This window comes from Pontibacter lucknowensis (assembly GCF_900156415.1).
Classification (GTDB): Bacteria; Bacteroidota; Bacteroidia; order Cytophagales; family Hymenobacteraceae; genus Pontibacter; species Pontibacter lucknowensis.
The window spans coordinates 1,341,465-1,357,094 of the sequence record NZ_FTNM01000001.1 but is presented as its reverse complement, the minus strand read 5'-3'; the positions used below and the strand labels follow the sequence as shown (position 1 = coordinate 1,357,094).

The following is a 15,630-nucleotide window of genomic DNA, read 5'->3' as shown; positions in this document are numbered from 1 at the left end:
CCTTAATAAACGTAAAAGGCCTGCAAACTATAATTGCAGGCCTTTTACGTTCCATTCAGTGCCTGATCCCTCAGGCAATTATTACCATCATCCATATCTTATACCTTTAAAAAATTGCAGGAGTGCAGGGCTTACGCGAAAACACCGTTACTGCATCCACATCCTTCAAGCGACAAATAAACCGCGTCATACGCTCCACACCGAAACCAGCACCGGCGGTTTTAGGTAATAACCCAGCTTTGGCAACTTCCAGGTAGTGCTTGAACGTCTCTTGACTGGTTCCCACTTCATCCATGCGCTTCAGAATCTGATGATATTCGTGCTCACGTTCTGCACCTGACAAGCCTTCTCCAAAGCCTTCCGGCCAGATCACATCATAGTTCAGGTAGGTACCGCGGCGGCTTGGGTCTTCTTTGTCGTAAAACTCACGCTTGTGGTTGATCAGCCAGAACGGTTCCGTCGCTTCTTCCGACTTGATCTTTTCATAGTCCGGGCCAAGGGCAGCTTCCAGCTTTTCGGTGCGGTATACCGGCCACTTCTCGTACTGCGGCAATAGCTCACCGCGCAACTCGATCAGGAGTTCGGGAATCTCTTTGTTCAGACGGGCAAAGATGTAGTTCACCAGTTCCTCCATGAACTCCATCACGAAAAAGCGGTCCTTGCCTCGGAATTCAAAATCAACCTGAGTGAACTCGAAAAGGTGGCGCCCTGTGTCGGCACGGTCTGAGAACTCGAGGCGCACGTTTGGCGACACGATGTAGAGACTATCCAGTTCTTGGTTTACCAAAGCCAGCTGCTTGTGAAAGATCATCGACTTCGTGAGGCTCCAGCGTTGGTCAGCATAACCAATAGAGGCATCTACCACGCCATGGTTGAGTGGGTCCGTAATGGGCGAGAGCATGAGCGGCATCAGCTGCGTCAGACCTTTTTTGAACATAAAGTCGTGCGTGGCACGGATGATTCCCTGTTGTACCTGTAGTACTTTAGGCAGGGATGTACGGCTCAGGTGCTTCATCGTAGCTTCCAGTGCCGTCGGTTCTGTGAGTGTTTGCAATTCCATTTTATCTGATTATTAATGAATTGATGTATTACAAACATAACTATAGGTAATTTTTATTGAAAATTATTTAACATTTAAATATATTTGTTAAAAATTAAATAATATATAGTTTATATTTTTGACAAATCATTAAAACACAGGATAGATATCGGGAATGGATTTAAAAATTGATAAACTTGATCGTCAGATTCTGCACCTGTTGATGCAGAATGTCAACCGTGCATACACTGATATTGCCAAAGAACTCGGTGTTTCGGGTGGTACCATACACGTGCGCCTGAAAAAAATGACTGAGATGGGCATCGTGCAGGGAGCACAGTTACTGATCAATCCGGCTGCCATCGGTTATGACATCTGTGCCTTTATCGGGGTATTTTTGGAAAAGGGTTCGGCTTATAAAGAGGTGGTAGAGAAGATGCGCGTCATCCCTGAGATCGTAGAACTGCATTACACTACGGGCTCCTACAGTATGTTTGTCAAGATCATCTGCCGCGACACGAAGCACCTGCGCGAAGTGCTCAATGAGAAAATGCAAGGTATAGCAGGCGTGCACCGCACCGAAACGTTCATCTCGCTGGAGGAAAGTATAAGCCGACAGATATCGGTGGGAGTTGAGTAAGGTATAGAAACAGCAAAGCCGCCTCAAACTAATTTAAGGCGGCTCTGCTGTTATAAAGGTATAAATAATGGAGTGCCCTGCGGCATCAATCATCTTATTTCAACTTCCTCAATGCCTCTCTCAACCTGCCCAGCGAGTCTTTGATGCTCTCCAGCGAGGCACCGCCTACCGACAAGCGGAACCAGCCCAGTTCTGGCGCAGAGCCGAAGGCGGAGAACGGCACTACGGCTAATTTAGCTTCTTCAAGTATGTAGAAGCTGATGTCTTTGCTGGTTTGCAGCACCTGGCCTGATGGCGTGGTTTTGCCAGCTAAGTCCAGTTTGGCGGACAGGTAAATGGCTCCCATCGGTTCAATGGCATCTACGTTATACCCTTCTTTTTTCAGGTCTTTGAACGCGTGGTAGAGCAGATCCAGACTCTCGCGCACATTGTGCTTGAACTCGTCCATGAACACATCTACCGCATCCGTCTGGTGCAGGAATCGGGCTGTGGCCATTTGCTCAGCTTTTGGCGCCCAGGCACCTACGTGTCCAAGAATTGCCTTCATCTTATTAATCACCACCGTAGGACCGAATGCATAACCGACACGCACACCGGTAGCGGCGAAGCATTTAGACGTGCCGTCGATGTAAATGGTATAGTCGCGTAGTTCGGGGCGCAGGTTAACCGGATCATAATGCTGGTGCTCCCCGAAGGTCAGCATCCAGTAGATCTGGTCGTAAAGAATGTATAGCGGCTTCTCGCCTGCTCCACGGCTCTTGTTTTCGGCGATCACCAGGTCACAGATGTCTTCCAGGTCTTTTTTGGAAAACATAGTACCCGTCGGGTTGAGCGGCGAGCAGAGGGCCAGCATGGTAGCACCTTTCAGTTGAGAAGCTACATCGGCCGCAGTTGGCATGAAATTGTTGTCCGGACTCGTTTCCACCATCACTGGCGTGGCACTGGAAAGATGGCAATAGTGGTTGTTGTTCCACGACGGCGTCGGGAAGACTACTTTGTCGCCTGGGTCTACAAGGGCCAGGTAAGTCGCGTAAATCAGCGGTCGCGAGCCGCCGGCTACCAGAATATCGTTTTCGGAGTAAGTCAAACCTAATCGGTCGCGGGTGAAGTCGGCTACGGCTTTGCGCAGCACGGCCATCCCATTGGCCGGCGGGTAATTCGTATGTCCTTCGGCGTAGGCCTCGGCAATGCCGGCCCGCAGTTCGCCAGGTATAGGAAAAATCTTTGGGTCGAAGTCACCGATGGTAAGGTTGCAGATTTGCTCGCCTTTCGCAATCATTGCGTTCACTTCACCGGCCAGCTTGATAATCTCGGAGCCGATGAGGTTTTGGGCCATTCTTGAAACGGTCATGCGCCTGTGTGTTAGTACGCAACAAGATACTAACTTCTGGAAAAAGTACGTCGCTTGCTGAGCACAAAAAAGCTTACCACTTATAATAGCTGCTTTCCTCGCCATCATTCAGGATGTCGGCGGCGGTGTTTGGGCTGCGGCTGATATCGGCCAGTTTGCGTTCGCGCCACACGGCTGCTGATTCGCGGACTACATCCAGATGTGCATCCGACTTTATGCGCTCTTCTTCACGCTTGGCTTCGATCTCAAACTCCTGACGGGCTGCAAACTTTGCTTCGGCTACAGCCTGGCGGGTGTCGTACTGCTTTTGGCGCTCCTTTACCCGATGCATTTCCTGCGTCGTGCGCTCGTGTTCCAGACCTTTCAAAATGTCATCATAAGGACCTTTACTGGTAATCAGTTTGGTGAAGATCGGTGCCGTTTCCAGACAGATAAACAGCAAAGTGATAAAGAACACCGGCAACCATGGCAATTGGTTCAGGGCATCAATTCGGGCCATCAGGCCGTCGTAATTCGAGAAGCTTTCCTGCCCTTCTGCCACGGTGCTGTCATACTGCTTCATCAGGTCGGCAATACGCTGTTCCTTCACCAGAATCCGGTCGGCGGCGCTAGCCTGCAAAAGCTTCAGCTCTTCGTCTACTTTATCATACTGTTGCTTTTTCTCTTCATAGATGGGGCCCCTGCCTATTTTGCCGGTACCACCAGTACCATCGGCCTCTGCCGCTACCATCTCGTAGAGCTTGTTCCGCTCCTGCACTTTGGATTCCACCTCGGCCCGTATACCTGCAATCTCCGACTTCACCGAGTCCACCTCAGCAAACTGCTTGTTCACCAGGGCTTTGTGCTGAATCGCCAACTCTGCCTGCTTTTCTTTCAGGACAGCCTGTATCTCTTTGTCGAAAATCTTCAGCTCCAGTGGTTTGGAAATAACCACGGCTAGTACCAGGGCCAGCAGGATACGCGGCGTCACCATCAGCAGCTCTCGCCAGAACTTGCCTTCTTTGCGGATAGTGGAAACGATAAAACGGTCGAGGTTGAAGATAACGGCACCCCACAGCAAGCCAAAGGCCACCGCCATGGGCACCGCATCGAACACCGTGTAGAGGGCATAACCACCCGATATGCTGGCCAGCACACCCGTAAATAAAACAGTGGCGCCGACACCAGCATATTTTATGTGCTCCGACTTAGAGCATTTTTCAAGAATCGTATCATCGGCACCGGCGCACCACCAAAAAAATTTCTTCATGTAAAATCCTGTACAGGTTAAAGCTGACGCATGGACAGCTTGCAATTACAACGTGCAACCTACTGACTTCTATACATTTGCGCCTTAAAATGTGACGAAACACCGGCAAAATGTGATGAACTGGGTCACTTAAGCGGCAACAGCGATTTGAACGGCTTAAGTTCAACTGCTTTCGGCTACTCCAGGCTTCTGTTAGGTATATAGCAACAAAAAAGGCAGCGACCTCTCCAGTCACTGCCTTCTTCTATTGATCGAGCTACAAAAGAGTCCCCTATAGCTCTTAAACTCCTTCGCTGTTTTCGTCTTCATCCGGCAGAATCTCCACATCCTGCACCAACACGAACTTCTCTATTTCACGTGCTCTTGGGGTGTTGGCTAGTCCGCCGAGGGCTGTTTCTTTATACTTGCGCTCCATGCTCTCGCCTACTTCGCCGAGGGCTGCCACGCACTGGTCAACCGGAATAACGGCATTTACACCAGCAATGGCTAGCTGTGACGAAGAATAAGCGATAGCGGCTGCGCTGGCGTTTCGCACAATACACGGCACTTCCACCAGTCCCGCTACCGGGTCGCATACCAGGCCCAGCATACACTGTATGGTAATGGCCACTGCTGTAAACACCTGCTCCACGTTACCGCCGAGGCAGTACACAATAGCACCTGCCGCCATGGCGGCCGCACTACCTGTTTCGGCCTGGCAACCGCCTACGGCTCCGGCCAATGAGGCATTCTGTTCGATGATGAGGGCTATACCTGCTGCTACGAGCAAACCTTCGTGTATTTTTCGGTCTTCAAGTCCGTGTAGTTCCTGCAGCGTGGTCAAAGTACCGGGCAGTATACCCGAGGCACCCGCCGTTGGAGCGGCCACTACGCGGCCCATGCACGAGTTCACCTCTTTGGCGCCCAGCGCACGCGACACCAGCATCTGAAACTCCGGTGACAGCACTGTTACCGGCGACTTTGCTACTTTCTTGGCGCTGTTGTTCACCATGCCTGAGCGGGAAGTCATGTCTTCGGTGAGGCCGGTTTGCACGGCATCCTTCATCACCTCGTATGCCTTGGCGATGTTCTCCCATATAAAATCTTCGGTGCGGCCTTTCTGTTCTACTTCGTACTCCAGCACAGGCTGGTATAGTGGTTCGCCGGTTTCAGCGCAATGCTTTTCCCAGCTCTTAAAATCATTGAATAGTAATGACATATCGTATGGCTTAAATCTGCCCTGCGGCTTACCGCGAGGGGGCGTTAAAGATACTTTAAATTTCAGGAATCAGCTAAAACTCCTGCTCCATTTGATAACACGGCTTCCGGGGTTAATCGTTCTGTTTCGACTGTTACACCTGCTTACCTCAACCTATACCTGTCTGCCCCGTTTTTCTGAGTGAACAAGCGATATCTATACCTGATGGAAAACAAAGACAAGAAGCGTGTGGCCATGCGCATACATGGCCGGGTACAAGGCGTATTTTTCAGAGCCAGCACCCAAGGCAAAGCATTGGAGCTAGGCCTGTACGGCTTTGTGCAGAACGAACCCGACGGCACCGTATACCTGGAGGCTGAGGGAAAGTCCGAAGCACTGAAACAACTGGAGGAATGGGCACACCAAGGCCCGGATCGGGCAAGGGTAGAGAAAGTGGAGGTAGAGGAGAAGGAGGGGCTGAGGGGGTTTGATCGGTTTGAGCAGAGGAGGTGAAAGAGTTGGATGATGTGTAATTATACATTAACTTTATCCTATACATATCAGCCTTAATCCACGACTATGAGCACACGAATTCTCCATTGCTCAACATCTGTTGAAAACTACAATATCTGCATTGAGCATAATGTAGCAGGCTTTTCGCACCGAGGGCCTCAACAAAACGACGTGGTATACCTGGCTGTTAAAGTCGGAAAGAGAACTTTGTGTGGTGCACGCTTTAAACTAGATCAATTAACAAACCACAAGCCTTGGCAAGATGGTCAGCGGTATGTGCATACTCTAAGCATCAAGGAAGTTGAGTTTTGCAAGCCTTTTGACATGGCTGTACTATCAGAAACGGGAGGAAAGTATTGGAGTATCAAGTATGTGCAGTCCTCAAAACCTATCACTGATCAAGCTGCCTGTGATTTGTTAGACAGGCAGTTCAAGACCAATAAAATTGATCATTTCATTCCGTTGGAGGTTGCTCCGGCTGAAAACACTCCACCTGCAGTAGGTCCTGAGCCTGGCCCTACAGTCGACCCTGCACCACTTTCGCGTGACTCATTCAGAATTCAGGCATTACTTGCAGATATTGGTGACCGCATGGGGTATAGCATTTGGCTTCCGAAAAACGACAGAACCAGAGTTTTGGAGATATGGCAGCCAAAGAAGAGTTCTGTATTAAATGATTTGCCTCTCAATTATGACCTTGATACCATCCGAACGATAGAGAACATCGATGTGCTCTGGATAAAAGGTCGCACCATTGTTCGTGCGTATGAAGTGGAGCATACTACTTCAATCTACTCTGGCATACTCAGGATGGCTGATTTGATGGCGCTACAGCCGAACTTAAATATAAAAGCACACATCGTTGCTCCGGAAGAGAGAAGAGGTAAAGTAATGCAGGAGCTATCCAGACCTGTATTCCGGTTACTTTTGTCCCACTCGTGTTCTTTTATCTCTTACAATGCAGTCGAGGATCTGGCAAAAGAAAAAAGATTGAAGTTTATGACTGATGCTGTGATCGAAGACATTTCTGAGTCAGCCAAGGAGACCTTAGTTTTTTAACCTCCCCCATGCCCCTTTCCCTCCTCAACCAAATCCCTTACCTCACCCCCGACGACATAGCTGCTTTCCTGCCACTTTGGAAGAAGAAGATGCTGCTGAATAGGTATGACTTCCTGATACGGCAGGGGCAGGTGGAGCAGGGGCTATACCTGGTGACGAGCGGGGCGCTGCGCATTTACTACCCCTTGCCTGACGAAGAGATCTGCGTAGGCTTTGGCTACCCCCATACCTTGCTGGTGTCGTTTCCCTCTTTTGTCGATGGCAAACCATCTGACTACTACATACAGGCCCTCAAAAAAAGTGAACTGCTAGGTATAAGCAAAGCCGATTTTATGCGGTTGATGGAGGAGCGACCAAACATCAAGCGCTTCTGGTATGAGCAGCTCGAAAAGGCATTGGTTGGCAAGATAGAGCGGGAAGTGGATCTGCTATTGCCTGAGCCTGAGCAGCGCCTGCAGCGTGTCATGCAGCGGAGTCCCCACCTGTTTCAGCACATCCCCAAAAAGTACATCGCCTCATACCTGCGCATGTCCCCCGAAACACTAAGCCGGATCAAGTAGTCGCTTCGTAAATCTTGACGCTCATCAAGGATTGGACTTAGGCCACACTGTACCTTTGATGCGTACAATATAAAACGATGAACGCTATGAATACCCTAGACCAAATCTCCCGCACTGTCGAAAATCAGAAGCACACTGTTATCTCAGCTTTAGTGCCACTGGAGCTTGCCCTCCTCAACTTCAAACCAGCTTCGGATAGCTGGAGCATACTTGAGTGCCTCGAGCACCTGAACCGTTACAGCCGTTATTACAACCCGGCACTGGCAAAGGCCATTACGGCAAATTCCGGCAACAACTCCCAGCAGAGCATCAGCTATAGCTGGCTTGGCAAGAAATCGCTGGATATGGTGCGACCGGACAACAGCAAGAAAAGCAAAACCGTGCGCCACATGAACCCTAACAACAGCCAATTGAGTCGCCAAACGCTGGAGGAGTTTCTGGACCACCAGACCGAACTGCTACAGCTCCTCAACAAAGCCAAAAACACCAACCTGAATAAAAAGGCCATACCTGTCGAGTTCTTTAAGCTGCTGAAACTGCGCATTGGGGAGGCGTTGGAATTTATGGCGCTGCACCAGGAGCGGCACCTGCAGCAAGCCCTGCAAGTAAAAAAGCAGCTACCCGTCAACCAGGCAGCTGCTTAAATATCTTTAACAAACTTTACGAAAGCCTACAGCGAATTATAGTAGGCAACCAGTTTGGCCATGTCGCTGTCGTTGCGCAGGTTCAGCGCATTCGATTTGATGTAGGTTTCCAGGTAGTCTTTTTTGTCAGGTATAGCAGAGAGCAGGGAGCTTTTCGATTTCTTCACTTTTACTGCCTTGTCGCCCACTGCAATGTAATAATCCTCGCTTTCCTGCACCTCCCTGTCGATGGTGGCGGAGCTGTAGTGCTTGCGGTCGAAAATCTTTTTGGAAGTTCGTTTCAGGAGCGACACCTGCCCGTCAGCCAGCACTTCCATAAAAGCATTGGCCGAGATGCCGTCGCCGCTATATCCTGATCGGAAAGTGCGCTCTACGGGTTGGTTGTTTTCGATATACCCTATCTTAAACTCCTGCACCGGCTCCAGCAGCTCCTTCACGTCTCCGTTCTTCGCCTTGAAGATGATGGCGTCCTTCACCTGGTCATACATCAGATCGATGCCCTGATAAACGGTGCCGCTCTTGAGTGTCAGGGAACCTTTCGCCCATTCTTTGTGCAGGTACGGTGACCCTATCATGGTGATGGTGTTGTACTCGTGTACCGGACGGGCCTCCATGTCGTTGGTATGCGTGAACTGCGCATGCGCCTGAAGGCTAAAGCAGCAGCCAACCAGCATCACTAAACCGAATCGTAAGAAGACAGCTTTCATAGGGCGTTTGTTTTTAAGTTGAAAATAAGATTACAGGTTATTATAGTACGTTACCAGCCTGGTCATGTCCTGCTCCTGCCTCAGGTCCAGGCGATTGGCTTTGACGTACGCTTCAAGTTCAGTCTGCCTGTTGCCTATGGCCTTGATCAGCGACTTTTTGTCCTTTTTCAGCTTCGTCAGTTTACCCTCCCTATCGGCCAGGTAGTAGCTTTGCTGCTCTATAATGCTTCTTACTTTTGTAGCTGAGCTATAAGGTACCTCCTCATGCACCGTTTTAGTTGTTCGCTTCAAAAGCTGTGTGGGGCCATCGGCCAGTACTTCATAAAATGCATCTAAAGGCGTAGCATCTACGGGTTCATACCCTCTCATGAACAAGCGCTTCATCAGCTCAAATTCCACGACAGGCTGCACAAACAACTGCGCCTCCCCTTTCTTGTTGCTAAACATAAGCTCATCCGCAACCTGGTCGTACTTTAGCCGAACGCCGATGTACTCTTTCCCGTCCTCCAGCTTAACCCAGCCCTCCTGCCATTCGTCATCCAGATAAGGCGAGCCCTTCACGTCCAGGTACTGCTTTGCCATAATGGGGCGGCCCATGTAGTCGACTATCTCAGTTTGAGCAAATGCTCCGGAACCAAGCAGCAGACAAAAGCAACAAGTATACGCCCACCTCAACATCATAATTGCTCTATCAACTTAATAAGACTTTTCAGTCTTTGAATATAATACTTATTTGTTAAATCTGGTAACCACCCACTAGAATATGTATTTGGCTCCCTGGCTTCGTTCTTATTGCGGCCAAAATTAACTTTCTTGCGCCTGATTTTGTTCTAACCCGGCTCCTGCTGTAAACAGGGCCACCGTATTATGCGCGAAAAAGTAGTTAGCTATAGTTTTTTCTTCCTTGGATTGCTGCTGTTCGGCTTTGCCAATGCCATTGCCGTGAAGGTGAAGTACCTGGGGCTGCACCCCTGGGAGGTGCTCAATGTAGCGCTGTTTCAACATCTGGGCTTTACGATCGGAACCTGGAGCGTGATGGTGGGGCTGTTTTTTGTGGCTATCTCCTGGTTTATCAACCGAAAGTATATCAACATAGGCACCTTCCTTAATGCAATGCTTGTCGGGCCGTTCATGGACATGTTCCTCTGGCTCGACATCCTGCCATCGGCTACCAATACGCCACTCGACTACCTGAACCTGGCTGTTTCAGTGGTGATAGCAGGTATAGCCGGCGGAATGTATGTTGCAGGTGGTGTGGGCGCCGGTCCGCGCGACGGTTTCATGCTGGCATTGTCGGAGCGGCTGAACGCGTCTGTGAGTCGTACCCGCATTGTGGTGGAGTGTGTGATCCTGGGTATAGGCTATGTGCTGGGAGGACCGATCTTCATCGCTACCTTCTTCTATACCTTCATCATGAGCCCGATCTTCCAGGTGACGCTCCGCTTCTTCCAGAGAATGCGCAACAACCTGATTGAGGCTGAAGTTAGGGTAAAAGTATAGCTGTCCGTACAAATGCGCCCAAACAGGAAACGTCGCTATATTTTAACTCCTAAACTCCCAAACCCCTCAACTCTCTAACTCCTTTACTTTCACCTCTTCCTTTGCTCCTGTGTGCAGGTCGATCTGGTAGAGCTGGTGGCTGTTGGTGCTGGTGACCCAGAGGCGGCCGTTCAGGTATAGCAGGTCGTTGGGTTCGTGCAGGCCGTCAGCAAGGGTGCGCACACGGTGGCGCTCCATGTCGAGCACTTTGACCTTGCCGTTGTAAGTATCGGCAATATACACGTCGCTGTCGATCACCTCTACCCCCACGCAGTGCTGCAGCAGGGCGTCGTCCACATGACCGTCCTCATCGCCAAAGTCGAACAGACCGCGACCCAGCGGAGTGAGCACCATACCTGTTTTGAGGTTGACAGTGCGGATAGCACTGGCCTCAGCGTCGGCTACGTAGAGCACCTCTCCCCGGATGGAGAGTCCGCTGGGCTGGTTAAAGGCAGCTTCGTCCAGCAGACCATCGGTGAGAGCTTCACGACCACTTCCAGCAAATCGGTATACCTGCTCAGTTTCCAAATCCATGCGCAGGATCTGGTGGTTGCCCGCATTGGCGATGAACATGCTGCGCCCGTGTATGAGCAGGTCCCATGGGCTATTGGGGTTCACAGGCTCGCGTCGCTTATCGTCATGGAAGTAGTACTCCAGTTCACCGGTGCCGGCGGCTGTGCTCACCATTCGATGCTGCAGGTCTACTTTGCGAATGGCGTTGTTCTTGGCATCTGCCACATAGAGCGTACTACCATGCAGGGCAAGCCCGTGCGGTTCGTTAAAGGTCGCATCGGCATAGCCGCCATTGTTAAAGCCCCGTTCGCCACTGCCGATCACTTCGAGCACCTGCCCCTGCTGGCTCAGCTTCAGGATGCGGTTGTGCCCGCTGTCCGACAGGTATAGATTACCCGCTGCGTCGCTGATCAATTTGGAGGGAAAGGACAAGACACCTGCTTCTTTAACCTCAGTCTGCACAGGTATAGGCGTTTGGTTTAGCTCGTTTATAAACTCTTCTTTCATGCGCTGGATGTAAGGCCGCACCGTATCGTACACGCCTTCTCCGGCATGCTGCCCCACCACCTTTCCGTTCGGGTCGATGAGCACCGTAGTAGGCCATGCCCGCACACCGTACTGGTTCCAGATGGCAAAGTCAGCATCGTTTACCACCGGATGCTCCACCCCGAATTTCTGGATAGCCTGCCGGATGGTTTCGGTCTGCTTTTCGGCGTCGAACTTAGCAGAGTGTATACCAATCACCACCAGCACATCGGCAAACTCATCCTCCAGCCGCTTCAGGTCCGGCACAATGTGCTGACAGTTGATGCAGCCAAAGGTCCAGAAGTCCAGCAACACGATCTTGCCTCTGAAGTCTTTAATAGACCAGCTCCGGTCGGTGTTGAGCCAGCCATGCGGGGTGTTGATTTCTGGTGCATTGACGCGTCCGGTGAGCATTTGCAGTTTCGTTAAGTGTGGATTATCTCGTACAGGTATAGATGAGGAAAGGTTGTTTGTTTAACGCTGTCAGGGAGCATTTGTGTATGTGTGCTGAAGTCGTCTTGCTATACCTGTGCGTGGCCTTTGCCTGCAGCTAAAACAGCACTTATGCCAAGAAGTTATTTTATCGTAAATTTGTGTAAAACTGCTGCGGCGCTATGGAGGAAACCTACCTTTCTGATTTCGGAACGATCCTGCTTTTCCTGATTGGGGGAGCGATCTTTGTGGTGATCGGTCTGTTTACCGCCCGGCTTATCCGCCCCAGCCGACCCAATCCGGAGAAGCTGACCACTTACGAGTCAGGTGAAGAGCCGATCGGCAACTCCTGGGTACAGTTCAACCCGCGGTTTTATGTGGTGGCGCTTATCTTCATCATTTTTGATGTGGAGCTCGCTTTCCTGTTTCCGTGGGCTACCGTGTTTGGCCGCCGCGACCTGATCGAGGCTACTGACGGTGTGTGGGGCTGGTTTGCGCTGATCGAGATGTTCATTTTCATCGGTGTGCTGGCGCTTGGCCTGGCTTATGCCTGGGTAAAAGGCCACCTCGACTGGATCAGGCCGAAACCAGTGGTGCCGCAAAGCCGCTCCCGTATACCTAAGAAGATATACCAGCAAGTAAACGAGCGGAAGTACGAGGTAAGAAATACCTCTCCAGGAGAGCAGACCTCTTGACAAAAGAGTTTGTGACAAAGGAGAAAAACATTTAATTCATCATTCAGATTTGAATATACCACAGGACAAGACGGGAGAAGGCGGTGTGATCATCACCAAACTGGACGATCTGCTCAACTGGGCGCGACTCACATCTCTGTTCCCAATGGGCTTTGGTCTGGCCTGCTGCGCCATCGAGATGATGGGGGCCTATGCTTCCGGCTACGACCTCGATCGCTTCGGCATTATACCCCGTGCCTCGCCTCGTCAGTCGGATGTGATGATTGTGGCCGGCACCGTTACCTTCAAGATGGCTGACCGCGTGCGTCGCCTCTATGAGCAGATGCCGGAGCCGCGCTACGTGATTTCGATGGGCAGCTGCTCCAACTGCGGCGGCCCCTACTGGGAGCACGGTTACCACGTAGTGAAGGGGGTAGATCGCATTATACCTGTGGATGTGTATGTACCCGGATGCCCTCCAAGGCCAGAGGCGCTGATCGGTGGCTTCCTGCGCCTACAGGAGATCATCCGCCAGGAAACCATCCGCGAACCAAGAGCTGTGCAGCAGATCATGGCGAGGAGAACGAATAATACGGGAGCTAAGAAGGAGGAAACAAGAGCAACGAATGAGGCGTTAGCTGTAGATAACCAAGCAGGGTCAGGAACGAACGATCAGCAAATTCCAACCGCTTAATTCCAACATTCACTCAATCACTCAATACTATGACCTTCGGAGAGATAAAGGACTTTGTAGCAGCGCATTTTGGTGCGGAGGTGATCGTTTCGGAGCATGCCAATAACCTGCAGCCCTATCTGGTGCTTCAAACGAAGCGACTGGCGGAGGTATGCCTGGAGTTGCACGACAACGAGGCGACTTATTTCGACTTTCTCTCCAGCGTGACAGGTATAGACAACGGTCCCGAGGCCGGCACCATGGAAGTGGTGTATAATCTTTACTCTATACCTTACGACCACCACCTGATGCTCAAAGTGATCGTGCCGCGCAACAATACTTCGGAGCAGCCTATACCTACCGTGCCGACCGTGAGCCACATCTGGCGCACCGCCGACTGGCAGGAGCGTGAGATCTTCGACCTGGTGGGTATCCTCTTTAAAGATCACCCGGACATGCGCCGCATCCTCTGTGCCGCCGATTGGGAAGGCCACCCCCTCCGCAAAGATTACAAGCTACAGGACTACTACCACGGAATCAAAGTGCCTTACGACAACCACAACGAGTACAGCGGTTTCCGGGGTGAGCCAGTACAGCTGATTTCTTCAGAAGATCCGTTTGGTGATAAGCGAGAGAAGCCAGAGGCGTAGCAGGGTAAAAACTTAGTTCACCATCTTCTCAAAACACACACTATTCTCTACCCCGGCATACTGCCCGTAATTTGGGAATAGCTGATAGCCGTTCTTTTTGTAGAGGCTGATGGCTTCCGGCTGCTTCAGGCCGGTTTCTAGAATGCATCGGGTATAGGAAAGCTCCCGTGCCCACCCTTCTAATTCGGCCAATACCTGACTGGCTATACCTTTGCCTCGGCTGTCTGGCAGCACATACATGCGCTTCACTTCCATAGTACCCGGCTCGTACTCTTTAATGGCGCCGCAGCCCAGGGCTTTCCCGTCCTCGTAAGCCAGCACGACATACTTTATCTTGTCGATCTTGTTGTACTGTGCATAAAAGGCGTGCTCTTCTCCATCCCGAATAGCCAGGTCTGCATCGAGCAATCTGACGAACGCTACAAAGTCGGGATCATCCGAATCGGTTCTTTTCAGGTATAGCATGGGTATGTTGAAGAGTTTACTACGATCGAAGTTCGGCAGTATGCTATTACAGCTCAAATTTGCATAATGTTTTCACAAATTCCTTCCGCTGATACCAGTCATTGTATACTAACTCAATTGTATTGACAATAGATGTCCCAAAGGAATGCTCTCTGTGCTTCGCTATCATCCCTAAAAATTCGTTTCTATTTCTGAGTTCTTCCTTAAACCTGACGACTGTCGAGTGGGCTGTTTGTATGCTATAGCGTTTGTCAATGGACTGCTCTAAACCTGAATCCCGGAAGTTACTTCTCAGGTTATCACGAAGCCGACTAAGCGTATTATCCGCTAAAAACCCCTGCACCATCAGACAGGACGGAGAAGCAGTAAGCCCCCTGAATTCTACTTCAAAAGGACCCAGCCCATGTATACTTTTTCTGACAGTCTTTACGTAGTCTTCCACCCGAATCTGCCCCAGGTCGAAGCCATCATAACATGAAATGATCGACATCACGGTCACATGCAGATCTGAATTCCGATAAAAGTACTGGTTTGGTTCGATCAGCTTAAGCTTGTAGAGCAGCTTCTGAATTTCTCCTTTTACAACATCATCTGGCCGCAGCAATAGGGTGATCCCAAATCTGTTATCACTGGCAGCATCAATCAACTCGTCAATCTGATAAGCACCTGATTGTATCCTGCGAATCGAATCCTGATACAGTCGATCATAGTGCTCTTGTAAATGCATGCAGCTAATTGTTGTAGTAACTAGTGATAAGTTTTATCATGAGTGATTTGTAACCGATTAGGATAGGCTACGAACAAGGTGTAGCTAAGCATAGAGGCTGTACCTTGATTTATGAAGTACTTTTTTATTATTGATAGAAGTTTAGCTTTTTCATTAATTGTTCGTCCGACCCTGCTACTTTAACTACAATGACTCTTCCTGTTGTGCAGTTGCATGCATAACAAAACTGTTGTTTGGCCTGATCAAATTCAAACTCAATATTCTTAACATTCACGTTACGATTCTCTAAATATCTTTTTATTTCAACTTTTCTCTTCTCCTCAGTATCATCGCTGTTCTGTTTCCATGGATCAGCACACCCAGTTTCATCCCAATAGAAAATTGTTGATGCATCGTCCTTTTTACAAGAGGGAAGCACACCAAATAGAATCAGAATAATAATGATTAGTTGATTTTTCATGTATGTATATTTTGTACAACTAGTGCATAAACG

19 protein-coding genes are annotated in these 15,630 nt (G+C 50.0%); 9 read left to right on the top strand and 10 right to left on the bottom strand.

The features are described from left to right. Positions 1 to 106 precede the first annotated feature (106 nt). Entirely contained in the window at positions 107 to 1,060 is a 954-nt protein-coding gene (locus BW972_RS06020) for an asparagine synthetase A (protein WP_076421426.1), read from the bottom strand. 154 nt (positions 1,061 to 1,214) lie between these two features. Between BW972_RS06020 and BW972_RS06015 the strand changes: the two genes are divergently transcribed. Then, positions 1,215 to 1,679 (top strand): Lrp/AsnC ligand binding domain-containing protein, encoded by a 465-nt coding sequence (locus BW972_RS06015; RefSeq protein ID WP_007658349.1) that lies wholly within the window; start codon positions 1,215 to 1,217, stop codon positions 1,677 to 1,679. A 94-nt stretch (positions 1,680 to 1,773) separates the two neighbouring features. Here BW972_RS06015 and BW972_RS06010 read toward each other — a convergent pair whose 3' ends face one another. The 3 genes from BW972_RS06010 to sdaAA form a co-directional block, all read right to left on the bottom strand. Next, on the bottom strand, positions 1,774 to 3,030 hold the full coding sequence (locus BW972_RS06010; protein WP_076421425.1) for a pyridoxal phosphate-dependent aminotransferase: 1,257 nt from the start codon (positions 3,028 to 3,030) through the stop codon (positions 1,774 to 1,776). A 73-nt stretch (positions 3,031 to 3,103) separates the two neighbouring features. After that, complete coding sequence (locus BW972_RS06005; RefSeq protein WP_076421424.1) at positions 3,104 to 4,279, bottom strand: DUF4407 domain-containing protein; 1,176 nt, start codon at positions 4,277 to 4,279, stop codon at positions 3,104 to 3,106. A gap of 280 nt (positions 4,280 to 4,559) precedes the next feature. Further along, complete coding sequence (gene sdaAA / locus BW972_RS06000) at positions 4,560 to 5,477, bottom strand: L-serine ammonia-lyase, iron-sulfur-dependent, subunit alpha (protein ID WP_076421423.1); 918 nt, start codon at positions 5,475 to 5,477, stop codon at positions 4,560 to 4,562. A gap of 204 nt (positions 5,478 to 5,681) precedes the next feature. On the opposite strand from sdaAA, the gene BW972_RS05995 reads away from it, so the two are divergent. From BW972_RS05995 to BW972_RS05980, 4 genes are all read left to right on the top strand, one after another. Beyond that, a complete protein-coding gene (locus BW972_RS05995) occupies positions 5,682 to 5,969 on the top strand; it encodes an acylphosphatase (protein ID WP_007658346.1) in 288 nt (95 codons plus the stop codon). Between the two features lie 66 nt (positions 5,970 to 6,035). Further along, positions 6,036 to 7,028, top strand: coding sequence for a hypothetical protein (locus BW972_RS05990; protein WP_040574379.1), 993 nt, complete (start codon positions 6,036 to 6,038; stop codon positions 7,026 to 7,028). An 8-nt stretch (positions 7,029 to 7,036) separates the two neighbouring features. Beyond that, complete coding sequence (locus tag BW972_RS05985) at positions 7,037 to 7,588, top strand: Crp/Fnr family transcriptional regulator (protein WP_083674084.1); 552 nt, start codon at positions 7,037 to 7,039, stop codon at positions 7,586 to 7,588. 86 nt (positions 7,589 to 7,674) lie between these two features. After that, positions 7,675 to 8,232 carry a DinB family protein gene (locus BW972_RS05980; protein WP_143731879.1) on the top strand — a complete coding sequence of 186 codons (558 nt, stop codon included), beginning with the start codon at positions 7,675 to 7,677 and terminating at the stop codon, positions 8,230 to 8,232. 26 nt (positions 8,233 to 8,258) lie between these two features. Here the strand turns inward: BW972_RS05980 and BW972_RS05975 are convergent, their stop codons facing one another. Together BW972_RS05975 and BW972_RS05970 are read right to left on the bottom strand one after the other, a co-directional pair. Then, positions 8,259 to 8,939: a hypothetical protein gene (locus BW972_RS05975; protein WP_007658038.1), complete on the bottom strand. Its 681-nt coding sequence runs from the start codon at positions 8,937 to 8,939 to the stop codon at positions 8,259 to 8,261. A gap of 30 nt (positions 8,940 to 8,969) precedes the next feature. After that, positions 8,970 to 9,521 carry a hypothetical protein gene (locus tag BW972_RS05970; protein WP_143731877.1) on the bottom strand — a complete coding sequence of 184 codons (552 nt, stop codon included), beginning with the start codon at positions 9,519 to 9,521 and terminating at the stop codon, positions 8,970 to 8,972. 285 nt (positions 9,522 to 9,806) lie between these two features. On the opposite strand from BW972_RS05970, the gene BW972_RS05965 reads away from it, so the two are divergent. Next, positions 9,807 to 10,439, top strand: coding sequence for a YczE/YyaS/YitT family protein (locus BW972_RS05965; RefSeq protein ID WP_007658040.1), 633 nt, complete (start codon positions 9,807 to 9,809; stop codon positions 10,437 to 10,439). A 66-nt stretch (positions 10,440 to 10,505) separates the two neighbouring features. On the opposite strand, the gene BW972_RS05960 is transcribed toward BW972_RS05965, so the two are convergent. Continuing rightward, entirely contained in the window at positions 10,506 to 11,930 is a 1,425-nt protein-coding gene (locus BW972_RS05960; RefSeq protein WP_076421422.1) for a thioredoxin-like domain-containing protein, read from the bottom strand. A gap of 200 nt (positions 11,931 to 12,130) precedes the next feature. On the opposite strand from BW972_RS05960, the gene BW972_RS05955 reads away from it, so the two are divergent. The 3 genes from BW972_RS05955 to BW972_RS05945 are packed head-to-tail and all read left to right on the top strand — an operon-like array spanning position 12,131 to position 13,945. Then, positions 12,131 to 12,643 carry an NADH-quinone oxidoreductase subunit A gene (locus BW972_RS05955; RefSeq protein ID WP_076421421.1) on the top strand — a complete coding sequence of 171 codons (513 nt, stop codon included), beginning with the start codon at positions 12,131 to 12,133 and terminating at the stop codon, positions 12,641 to 12,643. Positions 12,644 to 12,692: 49 nt separating this feature from the next. Further along, positions 12,693 to 13,316: an NADH-quinone oxidoreductase subunit NuoB gene (nuoB, locus tag BW972_RS05950; protein ID WP_007658043.1), complete on the top strand. Its 624-nt coding sequence runs from the start codon at positions 12,693 to 12,695 to the stop codon at positions 13,314 to 13,316. Positions 13,317 to 13,345: 29 nt separating this feature from the next. Next, positions 13,346 to 13,945: an NADH-quinone oxidoreductase subunit C gene (locus BW972_RS05945; RefSeq protein WP_007658044.1), complete on the top strand. Its 600-nt coding sequence runs from the start codon at positions 13,346 to 13,348 to the stop codon at positions 13,943 to 13,945. 12 nt (positions 13,946 to 13,957) lie between these two features. Here BW972_RS05945 and BW972_RS05940 read toward each other — a convergent pair whose 3' ends face one another. The 3 genes from BW972_RS05940 to BW972_RS05930 form a co-directional block, all read right to left on the bottom strand. Next, positions 13,958 to 14,410 carry a GNAT family N-acetyltransferase gene (locus tag BW972_RS05940; protein WP_076421420.1) on the bottom strand — a complete coding sequence of 151 codons (453 nt, stop codon included), beginning with the start codon at positions 14,408 to 14,410 and terminating at the stop codon, positions 13,958 to 13,960. Between the two features lie 46 nt (positions 14,411 to 14,456). Further along, positions 14,457 to 15,137, bottom strand: a complete 681-nt coding sequence (locus BW972_RS05935) for a 2'-5' RNA ligase family protein (RefSeq protein ID WP_076421419.1) — start codon at positions 15,135 to 15,137, stop codon at positions 14,457 to 14,459. A gap of 127 nt (positions 15,138 to 15,264) precedes the next feature. Then, entirely contained in the window at positions 15,265 to 15,597 is a 333-nt protein-coding gene (locus BW972_RS05930) for a hypothetical protein (RefSeq protein WP_076421418.1), read from the bottom strand. Between the last annotated feature and the right edge of the window lie 33 nt (positions 15,598 to 15,630).

Excerpts from the sequence above, each read along its gene's own strand:
- BW972_RS06020 (WP_076421426.1), bottom strand. The coding sequence starts at position 1,060 with ATGGAATTGCAAACACTCACAGAACCGACGGCACTGGAAGCTACGATG.
- BW972_RS06015 (WP_007658349.1), top strand. The coding sequence starts at position 1,215 with ATGGATTTAAAAATTGATAAACTTGATCGTCAGATTCTGCACCTGTTG.
- BW972_RS06010 (WP_076421425.1), bottom strand. The coding sequence starts at position 3,030 with ATGACCGTTTCAAGAATGGCCCAAAACCTCATCGGCTCCGAGATTATC.
- BW972_RS06005 (WP_076421424.1), bottom strand. The coding sequence starts at position 4,279 with ATGAAGAAATTTTTTTGGTGGTGCGCCGGTGCCGATGATACGATTCTT.
- sdaAA (WP_076421423.1), bottom strand. The coding sequence starts at position 5,477 with ATGTCATTACTATTCAATGATTTTAAGAGCTGGGAAAAGCATTGCGCT.
- BW972_RS05995 (WP_007658346.1), top strand. The coding sequence starts at position 5,682 with ATGGAAAACAAAGACAAGAAGCGTGTGGCCATGCGCATACATGGCCGG.
- BW972_RS05990 (WP_040574379.1), top strand. The coding sequence starts at position 6,036 with ATGAGCACACGAATTCTCCATTGCTCAACATCTGTTGAAAACTACAAT.
- BW972_RS05985 (WP_083674084.1), top strand. The coding sequence starts at position 7,037 with ATGCCCCTTTCCCTCCTCAACCAAATCCCTTACCTCACCCCCGACGAC.
- BW972_RS05980 (WP_143731879.1), top strand. The coding sequence starts at position 7,675 with ATGAATACCCTAGACCAAATCTCCCGCACTGTCGAAAATCAGAAGCAC.
- BW972_RS05975 (WP_007658038.1), bottom strand. The coding sequence starts at position 8,939 with ATGAAAGCTGTCTTCTTACGATTCGGTTTAGTGATGCTGGTTGGCTGC.
- BW972_RS05970 (WP_143731877.1), bottom strand. The coding sequence starts at position 9,521 with ATGGCAAAGCAGTACCTGGACGTGAAGGGCTCGCCTTATCTGGATGAC.
- BW972_RS05965 (WP_007658040.1), top strand. The coding sequence starts at position 9,807 with ATGCGCGAAAAAGTAGTTAGCTATAGTTTTTTCTTCCTTGGATTGCTG.
- BW972_RS05960 (WP_076421422.1), bottom strand. The coding sequence starts at position 11,930 with ATGCTCACCGGACGCGTCAATGCACCAGAAATCAACACCCCGCATGGC.
- BW972_RS05955 (WP_076421421.1), top strand. The coding sequence starts at position 12,131 with ATGGAGGAAACCTACCTTTCTGATTTCGGAACGATCCTGCTTTTCCTG.
- BW972_RS05945 (WP_007658044.1), top strand. The coding sequence starts at position 13,346 with ATGACCTTCGGAGAGATAAAGGACTTTGTAGCAGCGCATTTTGGTGCG.
- BW972_RS05940 (WP_076421420.1), bottom strand. The coding sequence starts at position 14,410 with ATGCTATACCTGAAAAGAACCGATTCGGATGATCCCGACTTTGTAGCG.
- BW972_RS05935 (WP_076421419.1), bottom strand. The coding sequence starts at position 15,137 with ATGCATTTACAAGAGCACTATGATCGACTGTATCAGGATTCGATTCGC.
- BW972_RS05930 (WP_076421418.1), bottom strand. The coding sequence starts at position 15,597 with ATGAAAAATCAACTAATCATTATTATTCTGATTCTATTTGGTGTGCTT.